Below are 18,134 nucleotides of genomic sequence, written 5' to 3' on the forward strand. Positions count from 1 at the left end.
AAAAGAAATTCAATATGATATAGAGAGATACGAATATGATTTGTTGTAGTGCAATTTCAAAGCGCAACCGGGCAATCTTGATTTGGGAGGTCAAAAATGCTTCGTACGTTTGGATGTTCTATCTCGTTTATACTGGCATCAACGACGGTCTTTGCCGACGCGGTTCCAAGCAAAGAAGCGGCGGAAGGATTATTCTCAGATCAGCCGTATTCCCCGTATGCTGAGCGCTCTTTTCCCGAGCGCCCGTTATGGGGCGATACGCATCTTCACACCGGGCTTTCGCTGGATGCAGGCGCTTTCGGAAACACCCTGCTGCCAGATGAAGCATGGCGTTTTGCAAAAGGTGAACAGGTCATTTCTTCCACCGGGCAACCGGTAAGGCTGGCCCGTCCGCTGGATTGGATGGTGCTGACGGATCATACTGACTTGATGGGTTTTGCACCGGATCTTCAGGCGGGTAAGCCAGGTGTACTGGCTGATCCAAAAGGATTGGAATGGTACGAAGGCTACAAGGCGGGTGGTGAAGAGGCCGGAAAAACCGCCTTCGACATCATCACCAACTTCTCACAAATGACATTGCCCGAAGTTCTGTTGGAGTCATACAGCCCCGGTGCCGACGCCTTTGCTTTCACTTGGGAACACATTGTCTTGGCCGCTGAGAAGCACAACGATCCCGGCAACTTTACGGCTTTCATCGGGTTCGAGTGGACATCGGTGCCCAAAGGTTTCAACCTGCACCGGAACGTCATGCTTCGCGATGGGCCGATCCGAGCTTTGCAAATGGTTCCTCCGGTCACGCAGCCGCCTTACGGCGATACGGATCCCAAATCCCTCTACGCATGGCTGGAAGAGTATCAGGAAAAGACAGGGGGGCGTGCCGTTGCCTTTGCGCATAACGGCAATCTGTCAAATGGATGGATGTTCCCAACCGAAGACACGTATCACGGCGGCAAGGTCGACGAGGAATACGTGGCAGCCCGTGCGAAATGGGAACCCCATTATGAGGTCACTCAAATCAAGGGCGATGGCGAAGCACACCCCTTCCTGAGCCCCGACGATGAATTTGCGGATTACGAGAACTGGGATGTCGGTAATCTGGACATTACCGAGCTAAAGACTGACGACATGCTGGCTGGCGAATATGCCCGAGAGGCATTGAAACGCGGTTTGATGCTGGAAGAAAAGTTCGGCGTGAACCCCTACAAGTTCGGAATGGGTGGCGCGACGGACAGCCATACCTCTTTGGCCACAGCAGAAGAGGATAACTTCTTTGGAAAATCGGTGAGTGTCGAACCTTCGGCCTCGCGCATCCAACATCCATTCATCGCCAATGATTTAGGAGAGATTCCCGGCGACCTGCTTGTTGCTTCCGGATACACCGCAGTATGGGCCACAGACAACACGCGCGCTGCGATCTTTGATGCATTCAAACGGCGTGAAACCTACGCGACCACTGGGCCACGTATAGGCCTGCGGTTCTTTGGCGGGTGGGACTTCAATGAAGCGGATGTTGAAACCCGTTTCCTTGCGAATGTCGGCTACACCAAAGGTGTTCCAATGGGGTCAGACCTTCGCCCTCGCGAGGGTGATGGCGCGCCCTCTTTCCTGATTGCCGCCCTGCGCGACCCGGTCGGCGCCAACCTTGATCGCGTGCAGGTGGTCAAAGGTTGGCTGGATTCTGAAGGAGCCATGCAGGAAAAGGTTTACGACGTTGCGTGGTCGGACAACCGAGTTGCCGATGACAACGGTAAGATCCCTGCGGTTGGAAATACGGTCGATGTGGAAACTGCCAGTTGGACCAACACAATTGGAACTGCCGAACTTGTGACTGTTTGGACTGACCCCGATTTTGATCCGAATGAGAGGGCGTTCTATTACGTTCGCGCCATCGAAATCCCGACCCCGCGTTGGGTGCTGTACGATAAGCTGCGATTTGGCGCTGAGCTTCCTGCAGATGCTGTACTTACGCATCAGGAACGCGCCTATTCATCTCCGATTTGGTACACGCCAGCGGAATGATCGGGTCCACACATGACAATCAATGCCGGGGCGGTTACTGCCGCCTCGACCGTTACTCCAAATCTTGAAGACCTTTTGAACCTTAGATTTCTGACAAATCCCAATCGATTGGTACGGGCAAAGCCACCTTGGATCGTTTTTGACGCAAATAGCGCGCACTATTCCATGTGGAACTGTAGCGGCAGTAAGAACGGGAATTGCGTATTCTCATCAATCTCAATCTTCATGATTGGCCCCATCCACGCGCCCCATTTTGCGTTAACCGGACAGTCTTTTAGATGCGCTTGAGCCCGTTCAAGGTTGTCCGTTTCGAAATAGCCAAAAAGAGTAAGACCGTGTCGGAAAATGTTGTAGTTTTTGATACCTGCATCTTGCAGCGTTTCAAGCATTTCCGGCCAAATCTCGTCATGACGCTTCTTGTATTCCTCTTCATATCCGGGGCGCACCTCAAGGACCCAAGCATAGGATGCCATTACGAACCCTCCTTCCAGGTATTAAAGCAGTCGCGCAGTGCAATGATCTCGGTCAGGACATCTTCGAAGAGCGTATTCATATAGTCCTGATGCACCGGCTCGATGGCCAAAGCTCCTGAGTACCCCGCATCACGCAGAGTTCCAAACATCGCAGGGAAATTCAGTGTGCCATGAGCAAACTTCGTCTGAAGTGCTCCCATCTTCGCCTGTCTTAGATGCACGTGGGCGGCATAAGGTGCAAGCGGATCGATTTCTTCTTGTCTGTAGCCAAGGCAAGCAAAGTGCGAATAGTCCAACGCCAGTCTTATACCTGTGGCTTCTGCGAGGCGCTGCGCTATCGCGGGAGACTCGGCAAATGAATGAACATGCGGTTCGATGCAGAGTGTCGCCTTATGGTCTTCTGAGAGCGCCTGCATTTCGGTAAGCGATCGGGTTGACTCTGCTTCGGCATCCGCTCGGGATTGCCCCGGATTGACGACACCGGGAAGGATAAACACGGTTCCGATCCCTGCGGTATCGGCAAAGGTCAAGACCTGTTTCAAGTCCTTTAAGTTGTCGCGCAGCGTGCCCTCCGCAGCCAGGTTTCTGCCGTCAAGCCCTTCGCCGAACAAATGATAGTAGTTGGGAATGTCAACGCCAAGACTGGCCAGACGTTCCGCGGCAGCCGTCGGGTCGGTCAGGATTTCAGCTTTGTTCAGCGCTGAACGGTAAAACAGGCCAACGTCCAGGGCACCAATTCCAAGAGCCTTCGAAATGCCTGCCGCCTCGGACAGTGTGCAGGAAGGCAATGACCAGGCAGTGAGGGAAAGTCTCATTCCACATCCTCCGGTTTACCTGAAGCGGCGGATCGGTACAGAGCGTCTATCGTTGCCGTAACTTCAGCACCACATTCGGCATTACTGGCGTTGTTGACACTTTCGCCTGCGCAGAGCTTAGCAAAGATTCGAACCGGCAACGCACCGTCATATTCAGGGCGGTCCAGCCTGAGCGTGTCGTCCTCGCCATCTAGGCGCCAAAGCTCGACTGTCGCGCGCTGGTTATCGAACAGGATCATTCCCTCGGTTCCGTAGATTCGAACGTCTGTGTGCATGCCGCGATGCTTGGGCACAGTCGATGCACCAGACAATACGATCGTTGCCCCGTTCGAGGCGCGCGCGGTTGCCGCGTCGTAGAAATCAACACCGGTAGGCGACTGCCCAGCGGCGCAATAGACCTGTGCCACCGAAAGTCCCGAGACATGGATCATCCATGCAAGCGAATGGCTCATCTGCCCCCATGCGTAGCCACCAGCCTTTTTAGGATCAGCCCATGTCGATGCCGGAGGGCGGAAGAAATGGTCGGCCGTTTCCATCATCGGTTCTCCTGCGAACAAATCGTGGAGTGGCGAGCCCATCTGGCAAACGATATGGCGCACATCCCCCACCCTTCCGTCGGCAACCCAACGGCGCGCCCTTTCTGTGTACCCTTCAAAATTCAGCCCAGTCGGGACCAACACTTCACGCTTGGCTTCACGTGCCGCCGCAGCAATTGCACGACCATCCGCCGCCGCTGTTGCCATCGGTTTTTCAACCAAAACATGGGCACCCGCACGCAGCGCGGCGATGGCTGGCGCTGTGTGCGCCACGTGCGGAGTTGAAATCATTACGCCATCGAGTCGTTCGGCCGCAAGCATAGCGTCAAAATCGGTGTACCGACGCGCGATACCGAAGGCGTCACCTGCGGTGTTCAGTCTTTCGCAATCGAGGTCACAGATCGCGACAATATCAGCCTCCGCACAGTCATCGATGGTTGGAATGTGGTTGAACGTAGCCCACCAGCCGACCCCCACCACACCAATTCTGGCCGTCATGGTTTTTCCTCCTTGATGTCTTGCGCGATAGTGGACCTGTAGACATTTTGCATATGCACCTCGGCGGCTTCCGCAGCGGCTAACGGTTCGCGCCTCTTCAAAGCTTCAAACAGCCTACGGTGATCCTTGAGGCTTTGTTCCAGTACAACAGGGTTCTCGGATGCACGGCGCCGGAATTCCAAGCCCAGGGCGTTCAGGCTTTCGCCAATGCGTTTTAGAAAGGCATTTCCACAACCCGCCCAGATCGCTTCGTGAAACTTGAGATCGGCGACGCGAAACGCCTTCGGATCCGAGACCGTTTCGACCTGAGATTCCAGCAAGCCCTCTAATTCAGCCAGTTGGTCGTCGGTCATCTCAGTCGCTGCACGACGCGCAACATCCCCTTCAATCAAGGCGCGGGCATCATAGAGCTCGCGTATGTTGAGGTCTTCGAGTTCAAGAAAGAACCGGATTGGTCCCAAAAGCGCGTCCGCGTCCAACTCACTGATGAATGCTCCACCACCTTGTCGGCTTCGGATCACCCCAAGAATTGAAAGCCCGCGAATTGCTTCGCGGACAGAAGGGCGCGATACGTCAAGCATCTCTGCCAGCTCGCGTTCGGGCGGCAACTGATCGCCAGGCTTCAAAGCCCTTGACGTGACCAGCTCGAGAATTCGCTTTGCGACAATTTCAGACACAGATTCCCGGGCTATGGGTGTTTCTGTGAAGATTGCCGAAGCTTTCTTTGTCATGAGTTTGCTCCTTGCGCCAATTTGCGGGACAGCGCACTTACCTTGATCCTCGGGCCGATAACTGATGCTATAAGCAAGACACCGATCACACCGGTCTGGATATGGCCGGTAATATTCATGAGCGCCATGCCATTGCGCAGGTTCAATACGATGAGAACCGCTAGGAGTGTCCCGACTAACGATCCACGCCCGCCGAAGATACTGACACCTCCCAAAAGCACCATCGTGATAATGTCCAGCTCGAACCCGTTGGCTACATCGCCACGAACAGCTCCGACGCGCGCGGCAAACAAAAGCCCTGCGAGTGCAGCAATCCCACCGGAAGCCGTAAACAGAAGCAGTTTGTGACGCGCCGTGTCGATCCCCGCGAATGTAGCAACTTCTCTATTGTTGCCGATCAAGTAAGTCTTGCGTCCAAAGCCGCTGCGCTGAAGAACGATATACAGCACCGCAAACAGCACAACGAACAGAATTAGGGACAAGGGAATGTCACCAATCAGCCCCTGTTGACCGAGCCTATCGAACCACTCCGGAAAATCGGTAATTCCGCGATCTTCGACCAGAACCCTTGCCATGCCACGAAACCCGATGAGTGTTGCCAGTGTTACGACAAGCGAAGGTAGCCCGACATACGCAATGAAGTAGCCGTTGAGGGCCCCACCGACGACGCCTATTCCCAATGCCATCAGACAGGCAAGACCCGCAGGGAAACCTGCAGCAAACATAAAACCGAAGGCACAAGCCGAAAGCCCCATCATTGATCCCACCGACAGATCAATTTCGGCATTAATTATGATCAGTGTCATAATCAGCGCGACAATGATCTTCTCAATCGAAAGCTGAAACAGGTTGATCTGGTTCGACAATGTTAGAAACTGCGGCGATAGCATGGAATTGACCGCAAAGATCAGGACTGCAAGCCCCAGAAGAAAGCCTTCCCAACTCTTTAGCTTGTCGAGCAAGATCATCCCGGGATCCTTTGCTTCGAACGGGTTTGGCTTTGTATTTTTTCCTCCGCGCGCTTGTGCTCGCGGGCTTGGCGCGCAGCTGTCAGCCGACGCATCAATAATGCGTCCACAGACACCGACAGGAGTATGAGAAGGCCAAGCACCGCTTCACGCCAAAACTCACTGACCAACTGCCAGCGTACCAAGCTGGTGTCGATCAAATCAACAAGTATGGCCCCGATCAAAGCACCTATAACAGTGCCCGATCCGCCAAAGATGTTAACCCCGCCTACCACAGCTGCTGCCACAGATTTCAACTCAAAGCCCAAACCTGCGACTACGGTGATCGTGCCGAAACGGGCAAGGAACATGAACCCGGCAAGCCCGGCAAGCGCACCAGCAAATACAAAAGCAAAGAAAACGGTCTTTCGCGTGTTTATACCCGCCATTTCTGCGGCTTCGGGATTGGAGCCTATTGCATAGAGTCTGCGTGCGGCCCGAAGTCGTGTCAGCGCTATGTGCACAATTACGACTACAACAACCGCCGCCACAAATGCAGCCCGAAACTGCATCTGCCCCCATTGCCAAAGCACGGTGTTGGGAAACGTGACCAGCCATTCAGGCAAATTAGCGGTCGAGATTGATTTACTGTCCGAGTACTCGACCAAAGCTGACCGAAACAGAGCCATTGTGCCAAGTGTCACGATGATTGATGGAACTTTCGCAAAAGCCACAAGCAGGCCATTGATCGCGCCAAACACTGCACCCAGACCCATCGCGTAGGAAACCAGAACGATTGGTGGGAGTTCTGGGTTGTTTGTGACCAGGCTTCCAGTCGCAAAGGCAACAAAGCCAACAACTGATCCGATAGATAGGTCGATGTTTCGCGTAATGATCACAATGGTTTGCGCTGTGGCGATCAGCGCCATGATCGCCACCGAGCTGGAAATACGGTTGAACAATCGCCCATTAAGATAGTTTGCGACGACCGATGCGAAAAACAATACAACCGCCGCCAGAACAATAAGCAAAGCCAAAATGCGCAGGGTTTGCGGGTTGAGACGGCCCAAGGCGCGACGCATTATGACGCCTCCCTCGTGTCGGCCTGCCCTGTGGCAAGCACCATGATCTTCTCTTGTGTTGCCTGCTCGGAGTCGAGCACACCCATTTGAAGGCCCTCGCGCATGACAAGGATTCGATCACCAAGCGCAAGAACTTCGGGCAGATCAGAGGAAATGACCAAAGCGGCTCCGCCCGCGGCCACAAACGCACGGATCAGGTTGTGAACTTCGGCTTTTGCGCCCACATCAATGCCACGCGTGGGTTCGTCGAAGATTAGGATTTTGGGATCCATGTTCAGCCATTTCGATAACATCACCTTTTGTTGGTTGCCTCCGGACAGAGTACCAACGACAGTCTCGACATCTGGCGTACGGATATTCAGGCGGTTTCGAAAATCCTCTGCAACGGCGCGCTCTTTTTCGAGATCCAGAATACCCAAGCGGCTCAGGAACGCGTTAAGCGTAGCGGCCGTCATGTTGGCTCGGATCGGCATGGGCATGGCAAGGCCAAGCTTGCGGCGATCTTCAGAAACATAGGCAATGCCGACGTCCATGACCTGTTTTGGTGTCGTGAGGTTAAGCTTGCGACCATGCACGCGGATCGTGCCACCGGTCGCAGGTTCAATTCCAAAGATAGAAAGTGCCACGTCCGTGCGCCTAGCCCCGACCAGACCGGCCATGCACAAGACTTCGCCTTTGTGTAACTTGAATGAGATGTCTTCAAATGTGCCGTCGAGAGTTAGGTTTTCGACCTCCAACACCGTGTCCTCTGTCGCTGTGCTGACGGCTTTGGCGAAGAAATTTCCGACGTCCCGGCCAACCATTTCCGCAATCATCCCCTCGGACGTTACTTCGGCAATGGGCCGTGTGGAGACATGGCTTCCATCTCGGATGACCGTTACCCTATCGGCGATTTCGAATACTTCTTCCAAGCGATGGGAGATATAGACCACCGCCACACCATCCGCGGCCAGGGTTTTGGCGACACGACGCAATTGCGCGGCCTCGTGGGCCGACAGTGACGCCGTGGGTTCATCCATGACCAATACGCGCACATCCTCAGAAAGCGCTCTGGCGATTTCAACCGCCTGTTGTTCTGCCAACGTCAAGCCGCTGGACACCTGATCAACGTCGAAATTCATGCCTATGCGGGCAATAAGCTCGCGTGCGCGCCGTCGCTGTTCTCTCAAACGCAACCAGACACCCTCGGATCGTGCAGAGATAAAAATGTTCTCGGCCACATCGAGATCAGGAAACACCATCGGTTCCTGATAGATCGCGGCGATACCAAGAGCGCGCGCAACCTGCGGCCCGGAAATGTGTTGCACCTCTCCATCAACGGCAATCGAACCGCCGCTGGGTTGGTGAATGCCGGTCATGATCTTGATCATGGTCGACTTTCCGGCACCGTTTTCACCCACCAGCGCGTGCACCTCACCCGGCATCAGAGCCAGCGACATATCCTTCAACGCGTGCGTCATCCCGAAGGATTTCGACACATTCTGCAGTTCGAGAATTGGATCGGACATATCGATTGTGCCTTCAAACCGTGGCGAGAGCGAGAACCCCGCCACGGTCCGGGCAATGACTCCTTATTGCGCGGCGGCTTCGACGTTTTCGCTGGTATAGACCGTAAATGGCCCCATCAGGATGCGCTTGGTACCTGGGCGTCCTGGATCTTCCTCGATCGAGTAGTCACCCATCCGTCCGGCGGTGAAGCTCTCGCCGATGTCACCGGTCAACTGGCCGGTCGCAAGACCGTAAGCCGTGTAATAGGTGAGGTAGCCAAGATCGCGGAAATCCCAGAGTGCAAACTCAGGCGCGCACCCATTCATAGTGTAGGACACCATTTCCGACGGCAGTCCCAGACCCGAGACCTTGATTTGATCGCACAATCCTTCGTCCTGCATCGCCTTAGAGGCGGCCTGTATACCAACCGTAGTTGGCGACATGATCACGCCAAGATCAGGGTACTGGTCTACCAAGGACAAGGCGCGATTATAGCTTACCTCGGCCTGATCATCGCCATAGACGATATCGACCAACTCGATACCTGCGTATTTCTCGCCCTCAAGCGCCTTCTGCATCGAGGCGATCCAGGCGTTCTGGTTTGCGGCGTCCGGCGTCGCCGACAGTACCGCCATCTGGCCTTCGCCGCCGAGGATCGAATGCGCCATGTCGGCCATAACCGTTCCTATCGATCCGAAATCCACCTGCGCGACAAACACATCCTCGCCTTCTCCGCTGGGGATGGGGCTGTCCCAGGTCACCACGCGTGTGCCAGCGGCTTGCGCGGCCGCGGCGGCGGGTGCGATCTGGTCACCGGCATTGTTCGACAACATTACGGCACCCTGCCCCTGAGTGGTTGAGGTGGTCATGATTTCGATCTGCCCGGCCACAGAGTTCTCGGGGGTTGGACCGACAAACAGGAGTTCACCGGGATTACCAAGCTCGGCATGGGCTTCCTGAGCGCCCTCGTTAGCCTGATCGAAAACCAGAATGCCGAGGAATTTTGGTAAAAGCACCATGTCAACGGACTGGCCCTTCTCCAGTACAGTCTGTGCGCTCGCGATGCCCGCAGCACTCATCATGAGGGCCGCAGCAAGGCCAAGGGTTTTGGTTGAATTCATCGAACTTCTCCTCCGTATAATCTGTTGGTTTTACGCTGTTTCCCGGCTCTGCTCCCTGCCTTGGGCCTTTGTTTTGCTCGGGCCGCTCCTATGCTTGCCCCACGGTCTGACGCTGCTTGCCCAAACCTTCGATCCCCAGTTCCATCACTTGCCCTTTACGCAGATAAACCGGTGGTTTTTGCCCTAACCCGACACCGGGCGGAGTTCCCGTCGAGATCACGTCGCCGGCTTCAAGCGTCATGAACTGCGAGATGTAAGAAATAAGATGCGCAACACCGAAGATCATTGTCTTCGTTGAGCCATCCTGAAAGCGGTACCCATCTACATCCAGCCACATGCCAAGGTTCGATGGATCGGGAATCTCGTCACGGGTGACAAGCCAAGGCCCAAGCGGCGCGAAAGTGTCAGCACTTTTGCCCTTCACCCACTGCCCGCCACGCTCAAGCTGATACTCACGCTCAGAGATGTCGTTGCACACGCAATATCCTGCAACATGATTTAGCGCCTCGGCCTCATCTACATAGCGGGCCGTCTTTCCGATGACGACTGCAAGCTCGACTTCCCAGTCCGTTTTCTGTGATCCGCGTGGGATCAATACCTCGTCGTTTGGCCCACAAAGCGAAGTCGTGGCCTTCATGAAAAGGATCGGTTCGTCGGGTACTGGCATCCCGGATTCCGCAGCATGGTCAGAGTAGTTCAACCCGATACAAATGATTTTACCTACCCCGGCGACGCAGGCCCCGATTCTGGTATTAGCGTCCATCTCAGGAAGGCTTGAAACATCCAGCCCACGCAGCATTTCTAGCGAGGCATCAAGAAGCGTATCGCCCGCAATGTCGTGGATCTGGGCAGACAGATCGCGGACCACGCCATCCGCGTCGAGTACTGCTGGCACTTCCTGTCCAATTGGGCCAACACGCATGAGTTTCATCTCGGGTGTCCTTAAATCGTTGGAATCGGTTTGCGCGGTGCTTCACCACGAAGACCGCGTGCTAAGTCATCGGCTACAAGGTTCTGCAGGCGGCCAATGGCAGCTTCTGAATACCAGGCAGCATGTGGGGTCAGCAGGCAACGCGGTGCATCGCGAAGGGGCGAATCCACAGGTAGCGGCTCGGTCGCAAAGACATCCAGAGCGGCGCCGCCGATAGTCCCGTTGATCAGCGCCACAGCCAGATCGTCCTCGACAATAAGCTGGCCACGCGCCGAATTCACAAGCATCGCGTGTGGTTGCATCAAAGCCAGTCGTTCAGCATTGAAAAAGCCGGTTGTGGCCGGTGTGCCCGGCGCGTGAAGCGAGATAAGGTCAGCTTTGGCAAGAAGCTCGTCGGGAGACACCAGCGTCACCCCGGCCGCCGCTGCGCGCTCTTCGCTCAAGCCGGGGTCCGATACAATGAACTTGAAGCCAAAGCCTGAAAGGCGGTTTTTCACCTCGCTGCCAATTTGGCCCATCCCGAAGAAGCCTATGACAGTCTCTCTGAACGGCTTCATAGGTTTGGCGGCCGCCACCGCTTTCCAATCTCCCTCCCGAACCGAAGCATCGAGCGTCACCAGCTTGCGCAGAAGCGTCAGCACCGAAGCTGCTGTGTGCTCGGCCACTTCGTCTACACAATAATCCGGCACATAGCCCAACCTGAGACCAGCCTTAGCCGCCGCTTGCAGGTTGATATTGTCAAAGCCTACCCCATAGCGAATAACCGTTGCGCCGGGCTTGACTGCCATAGCTGCCTTGGGACCGAAGGCCGCGAATTGCACCGCAACCGCATCTGCCTCAGCCACGGCGTCTGCAACTTCCTCGTCGGTTCTGCATTGATAGGCTGCAAAACTGGCTCCGGCTGCGGTTGCAGCGGCCTGTTCAGGGGCAAGGTCCGGAAAAGTATAGTCGGTGACGACAACTTTCTGGCTCATACGAACCCCTCCAGATAGTCATGAATGATCTCGCCCTGCACAAGCGTGAAATCCGCCCGCCAGAAAAAGCCCTCAAGCGGCTCTATCACTGGCAAACGGAATACTGGCAGTTGTGCGTTCGGGCGCAGCTCGACCGTGCATGGACCGCGCCACGCTTCGTGCACGATCACATTTTCCAGTCGCCGGCTGGTGAGTTGTCGAATGGCCGGACGCCCGTCGATATGGTCGATCGCCTTGAGATTGATGTTGGTGGCAAAGTCGAAATGTGGAGCCAGATCACCCGCTTCCGCGCGCACCTGCTTATAAGCCATGGTGCCTGTAATAACGTCGATGCCGTTTCGCTCGACTCCACCGACAATGAGATCGCCCCGATACTCAACACTTGGGTTTCCAAGTTTTTTTGGCTGGCCATGTACTTCGCGGCCATGCGCTACACCTACGTCAGAGGCCAGTGCGAGATAGGGCGAATAGGCACCCGCCCGGTCGCCGAGACGTGCGCCGAACATCACATTGGCTTCGAAATAAGGCCCGACCCAGTCGGTGTCGTTCATCTTGTAGATATGGGCACAGGCCACGTCCCCGACCGGTTCTAGTGGCGGAGGCAAAAGAAAAGCCATCGCCTCGGGGTCGGTACGCCAGTAGAGCGTCAGTATCTGAGCATTGCGGAACTCGAACGGGAATGGCGGCACCATTGGGGCGTCCCACGGGGTCGAAAATCCGGGCGCGCGGATGTCGTCCTCGGTTGGCCTTGTCATTCCGTAAGTTTTTTGGCGCATCATTTCTCCCGTCGCCCAATCCCGCAGATTTCGGACACTTTGGTGTCAACCTCGTTGTATCCTTGCACCGGTCTTTACCTTTGACAGCGTGGTTAGACCGCTTTACCAATTAATTGGTCTGACCAATTTTGCGCAATTCGACAAGGATCACAAGAGAAATGTTTGACCTCACCCCCATAGATGTGCCTGATCTTTCGGGCCGGACAATCCTGGTCACTGGCGCGGGTCGCGGCATAGGTGCGCACCTTTCAAAGCTCCTCGCCGACCACGGAGCTACTGTTTTTTCTGGGATCTATGGGACACCCGATGAAAGTACTTCCGGTTTGCTCGACAACTGTACGCAACTGGAACTGGACGTCACCGATCCGAAATCCGTCGCGTCGGCCCTGACCAAAATCAAGGCTGCCACCGGGCAGCTTGACGCATTGGTCAATAACGCAGGTGCGATTGCTCCAATCGGTCATGTGGACACTCTGCCAACGGAATCTCTGCTCCAGACCTACGAAGTCAACGCATTTGGATTGCACCGAATGACATGCGCGGCGCTCCCTTTGTTGCAGGCTTCACAAGGGGTTGTCGTTAACTCGGGCACCGGCGCTGCCACGACACCAATGGAAGGCTGGGCCGTTTACTGCACCTCCAAAGCCGCTGCACGAATGATGACGTTGATGTTCGCAAAAGATCTCGAACGAAGTGATGTCCAATTCTTTTTCATTGGAATCCCACCAACGGATACCGAGATGCAATCTGAAATCCGTGACGCCGGTCTGAACCCGATTAGCAAGATACCTAAGGAAGACCTCGTGCATCCCGAAGTTCCTGCCAGTGTGATGGCATGGCTTTGCAGTTCTGAAGCTCGTAAGCTTGAGGACGTAATCTTGGACGTGCGCGACGACTTCTTCAGGACAAGGATGGCGTAGTTGCTTAACGGGGATACACCATGAAGGTCAAAAAGGTTGAGGCAATTCCAGTTTCTTATCGGGAGCCGACGGACCATAACCGCTTCCGTGCGGTTTGCCTTGTGAAAATCACGGATACCGAAGGTCGGTGCGGCTGGGGTGAAGCCTGCACTTATTTCCCAGAAGCCGCGCTGGCCGCAGCTAACATTGTCTTGGGAATGTCAGAACTAGTCGTCGGCCAATCACCACTTCAAACCGAGACCATCTGGTTAAAGCTGAAAGAGCACAGTTGGTGGTATGGCACGGGTGCAGGTATCGCGTCCTTCGCAATTTCAGGGATCGACATTGCGCTTTGGGATCTCAAAGGCAAGCAGCTGAGTACCAGTATACTTGATCTCCTTGGAGGACCCGCCCGCGAAAGGCTTCCGGCAATCGCAAGCCTGCATGGCACAAAGGCGCGGATAGAAGAAATGGCCGAAGAAATTGCGGCACATACATCAACCGGACTTCACGGCGCGAAGGTCGGTTTCGGGAAGGCGGGTAACGCCCATCTCGGATTCGAAGAAGCCCGCGATCTGGAGTTCGTGGAAAAAGTGCAGGCGGCAATGGGTCCGGACAAAGATCTGATGGTGGATTTGGGCGTTAAGAACCACTGGGACGTACCAACCGCGATCCGCCGCGCAAAGGCCTTTGAAGAGCGTGGCGTTGCCTGGCTTGAAGAACCACTTGGCCACGACGACCCCGAAGGTTACGCCGCGTTGCGCGCAGCCAGCGGAATCCGGATCGCATACGGTGAGAGAGAGTGGAACGCTCGAGGAGTCGAGCACATCGTAAACACCGGAACAGTCGATGTTGTCGGGCTGGATCCGGGACGCGTAGAGGGCATCACGGGGTTTCGTAAAGCCGCGGAGATATGCGCGCTGAACAATCGGCAGGCCAACGCGCACAACTTCTCTACCGCTATTGTCGGTGCGGCCAGTCAGGCGCTAAGTTTTGCATCCCCCGCTTGCCGGTTGCTGGAACTTCAACCCGTATACGGCCCTGCACAGAAGGATCTGGTCGATCAACCGATCTGGCATAAGAACGGATATATTGCATTCCCTGACAGACCAGGGCTGGGCATAGAAGTTAACGAAGATCTTGTAGAGTCGGCTCGAATAAGCTGACCGCAGCCGTTCAAGTTTAAAAGAACCGCTAGAAATCTGTAAGAATAAAGTCTCGCAGTGGCGTGCCGTTTTCGCAAACCTTCCGTGACATTCAAGTGGATTTTACCTTCTGTGACAAAACATGTCCTTCAACCTTTTTGATCTTCCCAATCAATTGCCTTGCCACGACGCCGTCACGCCCACAAATGCAGTAAACGCAACGTCAGTCGCCTCCGGCTTTTGAGAAATCCACCGCTTTTTGGTCTACTAAACGGCTGTTGGGTCGCTCCGCCGCCCATCAATGGAAACGAAGGCAGGCAGTGCAACGGGTCAAAGCCGCCTTTTCAAAAACTCAAGGACGTCATCATAAACCTGCGGACTTGCAGTGTCTGTAGTCAGTGTGGAATGTCCTTTGCCCGGAAGGTCAGGTGAGAATCTTTCCATAGCGTCTCCCACAAGCTCTTTTGCCGCTTTCATGTGTGACTCTCTGCAAAACTTATCTCTTTGATACCGATAAGCTTTTACGCAAGGAAATGTTTTACCGGCCAAGCCTGCTTTCACATCTTCACGCTCAGATTCTGAGAGCCCCAAAGTCTTGATTTTGAAGGCGAACGGGAAAGATGGTTGGCAGGCAGCGACAGCGTGGACTTGGGGAGACGCGATCCCTGCGATCGCAAACCCACCGGTCAGACACATCCCAACTATACCAATCTTGGCATCTGGATGGCGGTCTGAAACGTGTTGGACCAGATCAAGTAACCATGACGCAAACGGTCGCTCACATGAGGCGGTCTTAGTAGAGAACAAATTTCGAAATTCTCGGGACAAGCAAAACGCGAATGACTGCCCACGGTTCATACTTGTCCCCGGTGATTTAAACATAAGCGGCATGTAAACCTTAAAACCTTTACCTGCCATGTTACGGCAAAAGGAAATAAATGAATCCGACATACCTGGAAGTTCATGCAGAACAATCAGCGGTATCTCACCGTTCTGACTTATGTAGACAGGAAGCGTAAACTCAGTACCAATCTTTATTGGCTCATGAAAATCAGCCACCAACGGATATTGCGTCATTGTGTATCTCCAATACAAGGCCAAGCTTTTACGAAGCACAGCACTCTTCAACTTAAGGAATGAGCTGGCAAGATGTTTTCTTCAGACGTCCTAAGGGCGACGTTCCCCGTAGAATGACCGAACACCAGCGTTCTATGTGCTTACTAATTGTTTGCTAGTTTCGATTGTTGTCTTTTTTCTTTTCTAATGATCTCAATAGCTTCCCTAATAACAAGAGTTTATTATTTTTTGAAGGCGGCTTATAGTTACTAATATTTTGAATAATAGCACGATGATTGAAGGACATTCGTTTTGGGATACATAGGCGAAAATTTGTGGCGAATCCGCGAAAAGCATAGAAAAAACATGTCGCCAGCAACACGCAAGAAAGCTCCGGGGGAGTTTAAAATTCTTGGGCATGGCTACACTCATTACGAGCTGGCCGGCGATCCAAATGATCCCCTTCTCATTTGTATTCATGGATGGACGACCGGGAGTTATGTCTGGAAGCAGCTAAGGGAAAAGTTTGTCGGCTTGGGGTACCACGTATTAACCTATGATCTGTATGGGCGAAACTTTTCCGACCGACCGAAAGTCGCCCACACCGCAGAACTATTTACAGAGCAACTCACTCAGCTGTTGCAAGCGCTTGGTCTGAATGACAGGCGTCTAAACCTAATTGGATACTCGATGGGTGGAGCGATTGCCGCGCACTTTGCCAGTAAGCGCCTGGCGGATGTTGACCGCCTGCTATTGATTGCGCCTGCAGGCATGGAGACCCGTGCGCCAAAACTCCGCCGAATAGCACGAGAGAACCCAAGGTTTTTTGATCCGCATATTTTGTTCGCCCTACCCTTGCCGCTTCGATGGCAGTTTCACAGAGCTGCATTTGGTTACAACAATAACAAGTCTGTTCGGGAAGTCAGAAGAAAGCAGCTTCGCGAGCTCGAATACAAGGGTTATGTCGAAGCGCTCTTGTCTTCGTTAAAGGGTATTTTGGCGACGAAAATGATGAAAGAACACCAAGCGATTGCATCGCAGAGCAGCATAAAGGTCAAAGCTCTTTTCGCGAACCAGGATAAAACTATACCTTGGCCCGACGCGCGAAACCTATTCGACAAATGGAACACGAAGAAAGTGAGTGTCACGATCGAAGGTGCAGGGCACGGTGTAACTTACACTCATGTACCAGAAATCATGCGGCAAGTTAGTGGGTTTTTGTAGCTCTGCACAACTAACACTAACGTAAGGTTTTAGGCGGGTTGGTAGCCAATCTTGGTAACGCTTTAACTTAATTCTAGCTTGTTCACAGCTTTGTTCGCAGAGCATTTGCGGTGGCGCGATCCCAACCCGAAGTCTGCAAAACCAAGCACTTGAGTGAGAGCGCAAAGACCCCAGATGACAAGGCGTTTAGGATCGATCAATTGGGCAGCGCTAGTGAGCTTTTGCAGTGTCAAACCTAATTTTTGCTTGACGAGTATGTAAACCTTCCGAGATCATCCCAAAAAGGCGGCTTTTTCGTCAGGCAGAATTTCGGCTTCTAAAATAGACATTGTAAAACTTGAAAGATTAACTTGGGCTTCGTTCAGTTTCGGAAACTCAACAACGAGTTACACCTCTCAACTCTGCCGAAAAGCAGAGTAATCAGAAAATTCAAAATGAAATGAAACTCTAAAAAAAGGAATACTTGGAATGACGGATTTTTTCATGACCGTGCGGGGGCGATCCGGTGACGGATATAACAATCGATTGGGATCAGCAAAATTCCTTTGTGTTCCAGAAGATGAACAACCCGCCAAAAAGTACGAAAAGTCTTTCACAGCCTGGATGAAAGATGTGCACGCAGCTTCGGGTGCTTCAGGAACTTCGGGTACTTCGGAGTGCCTAAAAGGCCATGTCGTATTTTTTGTACATGGCTACAATACGGAAGTAGTCGGCCTCGAAAGACGTCACCGGGATATAACGAAAGGTCTGAAAAAAGCGGGTTTCAAGGGTGCTGTAATTGGTTTTGACTGGCCAAGCAATGGACGGGCATTGGACTATGTTTTTGACCGACTGGACGCACGGAACGCCGCGAACCAGCTTATGAAATACGGTATTCGCCCGTTTGCACAGAGGCAAGAACCCGATTGCGATGTGAACGTTCACGTGCTCGCTCATTCAATGGGAGCATTTCTGGTACGCGAAGCATTCGACTACGCTGATGACGACCACACAACCGCTCAAACCAGCTGGACGATGAGCCAAATAGCGCTCGTGGCGGCCGATATCTCTCGCAAATCCATGAAGGATGGTAATTCGAACTCAAGATCAATGCTGCGTCGTGCAACACGCATTACAAACTATTTCAGCAAGCATGACGAGATTTTGTCGATATCTGAAATCAAACGCGTTGGCGTCTCGCGGCGGCTCGGGCGTGTGGGAGCACCAAACGATAGATCGGAAAAACTGGTTAACCTTGATTGCTCGCACTTTTATAACAGCAATCCTGAATTCCACGGCAAATCAAAATCTCATCGGTGGTACTTTGATTCATCGAGATTTTATGAAGATTTGACTGCAACTTTTGTCTCGAACCTTGATCGGGATGTTATTGCAGGACGTGAGCGCACAGAGGATGGTTTGCGGTTGGTTTGATCTAAA

General features: G+C 53.6%; 17 protein-coding genes. 5 read left to right on the plus strand and 12 right to left on the minus strand.

Going from position 1 to position 18,134, the window contains the following annotated elements; all coding sequences use genetic code 11:
- The first annotated feature begins 96 nt into the window (after window positions 1–96).
- On the plus strand, window positions 97–2,019 hold the full coding sequence (locus ACR0EV_RS11165) for a DUF3604 domain-containing protein (protein ID WP_480800144.1): 1,923 nt from the start codon (window positions 97–99) through the stop codon (window positions 2,017–2,019).
- A gap of 158 nt (window positions 2,020–2,177) precedes the next feature.
- On the opposite strand, the gene ACR0EV_RS11170 is transcribed toward ACR0EV_RS11165, so the two are convergent.
- The 11 genes from ACR0EV_RS11170 to ACR0EV_RS11220 all read right to left on the minus strand — a co-directional run bounded on the left by ACR0EV_RS11170 (window position 2,178) and on the right by ACR0EV_RS11220 (window position 12,391).
- Window positions 2,178–2,492: an L-rhamnose mutarotase gene (locus ACR0EV_RS11170; protein WP_480800145.1), complete on the minus strand. Its 315-nt coding sequence runs from the start codon at window positions 2,490–2,492 to the stop codon at window positions 2,178–2,180.
- Window positions 2,492–3,307, minus strand: a complete 816-nt coding sequence (locus ACR0EV_RS11175) for a sugar phosphate isomerase/epimerase family protein (RefSeq protein ID WP_480800146.1) — start codon at window positions 3,305–3,307, stop codon at window positions 2,492–2,494. The genes ACR0EV_RS11170 and ACR0EV_RS11175 overlap by 1 nt, the downstream gene beginning before the upstream one ends.
- Complete coding sequence (locus ACR0EV_RS11180) at window positions 3,304–4,341, minus strand: Gfo/Idh/MocA family protein (RefSeq protein ID WP_480800147.1); 1,038 nt, start codon at window positions 4,339–4,341, stop codon at window positions 3,304–3,306. The genes ACR0EV_RS11175 and ACR0EV_RS11180 overlap by 4 nt, the downstream gene beginning before the upstream one ends.
- Window positions 4,338–5,072 carry a FadR/GntR family transcriptional regulator gene (locus tag ACR0EV_RS11185; RefSeq protein WP_480800148.1) on the minus strand — a complete coding sequence of 245 codons (735 nt, stop codon included), beginning with the start codon at window positions 5,070–5,072 and terminating at the stop codon, window positions 4,338–4,340. The genes ACR0EV_RS11180 and ACR0EV_RS11185 overlap by 4 nt, the downstream gene beginning before the upstream one ends.
- Window positions 5,069–6,040 (minus strand): ABC transporter permease, encoded by a 972-nt coding sequence (locus tag ACR0EV_RS11190; protein ID WP_480800149.1) that lies wholly within the window; start codon window positions 6,038–6,040, stop codon window positions 5,069–5,071. The genes ACR0EV_RS11185 and ACR0EV_RS11190 overlap by 4 nt, the downstream gene beginning before the upstream one ends.
- A complete protein-coding gene (locus ACR0EV_RS11195) occupies window positions 6,037–7,101 on the minus strand; it encodes an ABC transporter permease (protein WP_480800150.1) in 1,065 nt (354 codons plus the stop codon). The genes ACR0EV_RS11190 and ACR0EV_RS11195 overlap by 4 nt, the downstream gene beginning before the upstream one ends.
- Entirely contained in the window at window positions 7,101–8,609 is a 1,509-nt protein-coding gene (locus ACR0EV_RS11200; protein ID WP_480800151.1) for a sugar ABC transporter ATP-binding protein, read from the minus strand. Before ACR0EV_RS11200 ends, ACR0EV_RS11195 begins: the two co-directional genes overlap by 1 nt.
- A 63-nt stretch (window positions 8,610–8,672) precedes the next feature.
- Window positions 8,673–9,710: a rhamnose ABC transporter substrate-binding protein gene (locus ACR0EV_RS11205; protein WP_480800152.1), complete on the minus strand. Its 1,038-nt coding sequence runs from the start codon at window positions 9,708–9,710 to the stop codon at window positions 8,673–8,675.
- An 88-nt stretch (window positions 9,711–9,798) separates the two neighbouring features.
- On the minus strand, window positions 9,799–10,641 hold the full coding sequence (locus ACR0EV_RS11210) for a fumarylacetoacetate hydrolase family protein (RefSeq protein WP_480800153.1): 843 nt from the start codon (window positions 10,639–10,641) through the stop codon (window positions 9,799–9,801).
- An 11-nt stretch (window positions 10,642–10,652) separates the two neighbouring features.
- Window positions 10,653–11,615: a C-terminal binding protein gene (locus ACR0EV_RS11215; protein ID WP_480800154.1), complete on the minus strand. Its 963-nt coding sequence runs from the start codon at window positions 11,613–11,615 to the stop codon at window positions 10,653–10,655.
- Window positions 11,612–12,391 (minus strand): acetoacetate decarboxylase family protein, encoded by a 780-nt coding sequence (locus ACR0EV_RS11220; RefSeq protein ID WP_480800155.1) that lies wholly within the window; start codon window positions 12,389–12,391, stop codon window positions 11,612–11,614. Before ACR0EV_RS11220 ends, ACR0EV_RS11215 begins: the two co-directional genes overlap by 4 nt.
- A gap of 158 nt (window positions 12,392–12,549) precedes the next feature.
- Here ACR0EV_RS11220 and ACR0EV_RS11225 point away from each other — a divergent pair, with 158 nt between their 5' ends.
- Window positions 12,550–13,311 (plus strand): SDR family oxidoreductase, encoded by a 762-nt coding sequence (locus ACR0EV_RS11225; protein WP_480800156.1) that lies wholly within the window; start codon window positions 12,550–12,552, stop codon window positions 13,309–13,311.
- A 20-nt stretch (window positions 13,312–13,331) separates the two neighbouring features.
- Window positions 13,332–14,456 carry a mandelate racemase/muconate lactonizing enzyme family protein gene (locus tag ACR0EV_RS11230; protein ID WP_480800157.1) on the plus strand — a complete coding sequence of 375 codons (1,125 nt, stop codon included), beginning with the start codon at window positions 13,332–13,334 and terminating at the stop codon, window positions 14,454–14,456.
- Window positions 14,457–14,765: 309 nt separating this feature from the next.
- Here ACR0EV_RS11230 and ACR0EV_RS11235 read toward each other — a convergent pair whose 3' ends face one another.
- Window positions 14,766–15,512, minus strand: a complete 747-nt coding sequence (locus ACR0EV_RS11235) for a dienelactone hydrolase family protein (protein WP_480800158.1) — start codon at window positions 15,510–15,512, stop codon at window positions 14,766–14,768.
- A 291-nt stretch (window positions 15,513–15,803) separates the two neighbouring features.
- Between ACR0EV_RS11235 and ACR0EV_RS11240 the strand changes: the two genes are divergently transcribed.
- Window positions 15,804–16,715: an alpha/beta fold hydrolase gene (locus tag ACR0EV_RS11240; protein WP_480800159.1), complete on the plus strand. Its 912-nt coding sequence runs from the start codon at window positions 15,804–15,806 to the stop codon at window positions 16,713–16,715.
- A 468-nt stretch (window positions 16,716–17,183) separates the two neighbouring features.
- Complete coding sequence (locus ACR0EV_RS11245) at window positions 17,184–18,128, plus strand: alpha/beta hydrolase (protein WP_480800160.1); 945 nt, start codon at window positions 17,184–17,186, stop codon at window positions 18,126–18,128.
- Window positions 18,129–18,134 lie beyond the last annotated feature (6 nt).

The sequence above is a fragment of the Ruegeria sp. CF8 genome, from assembly GCF_056537285.1.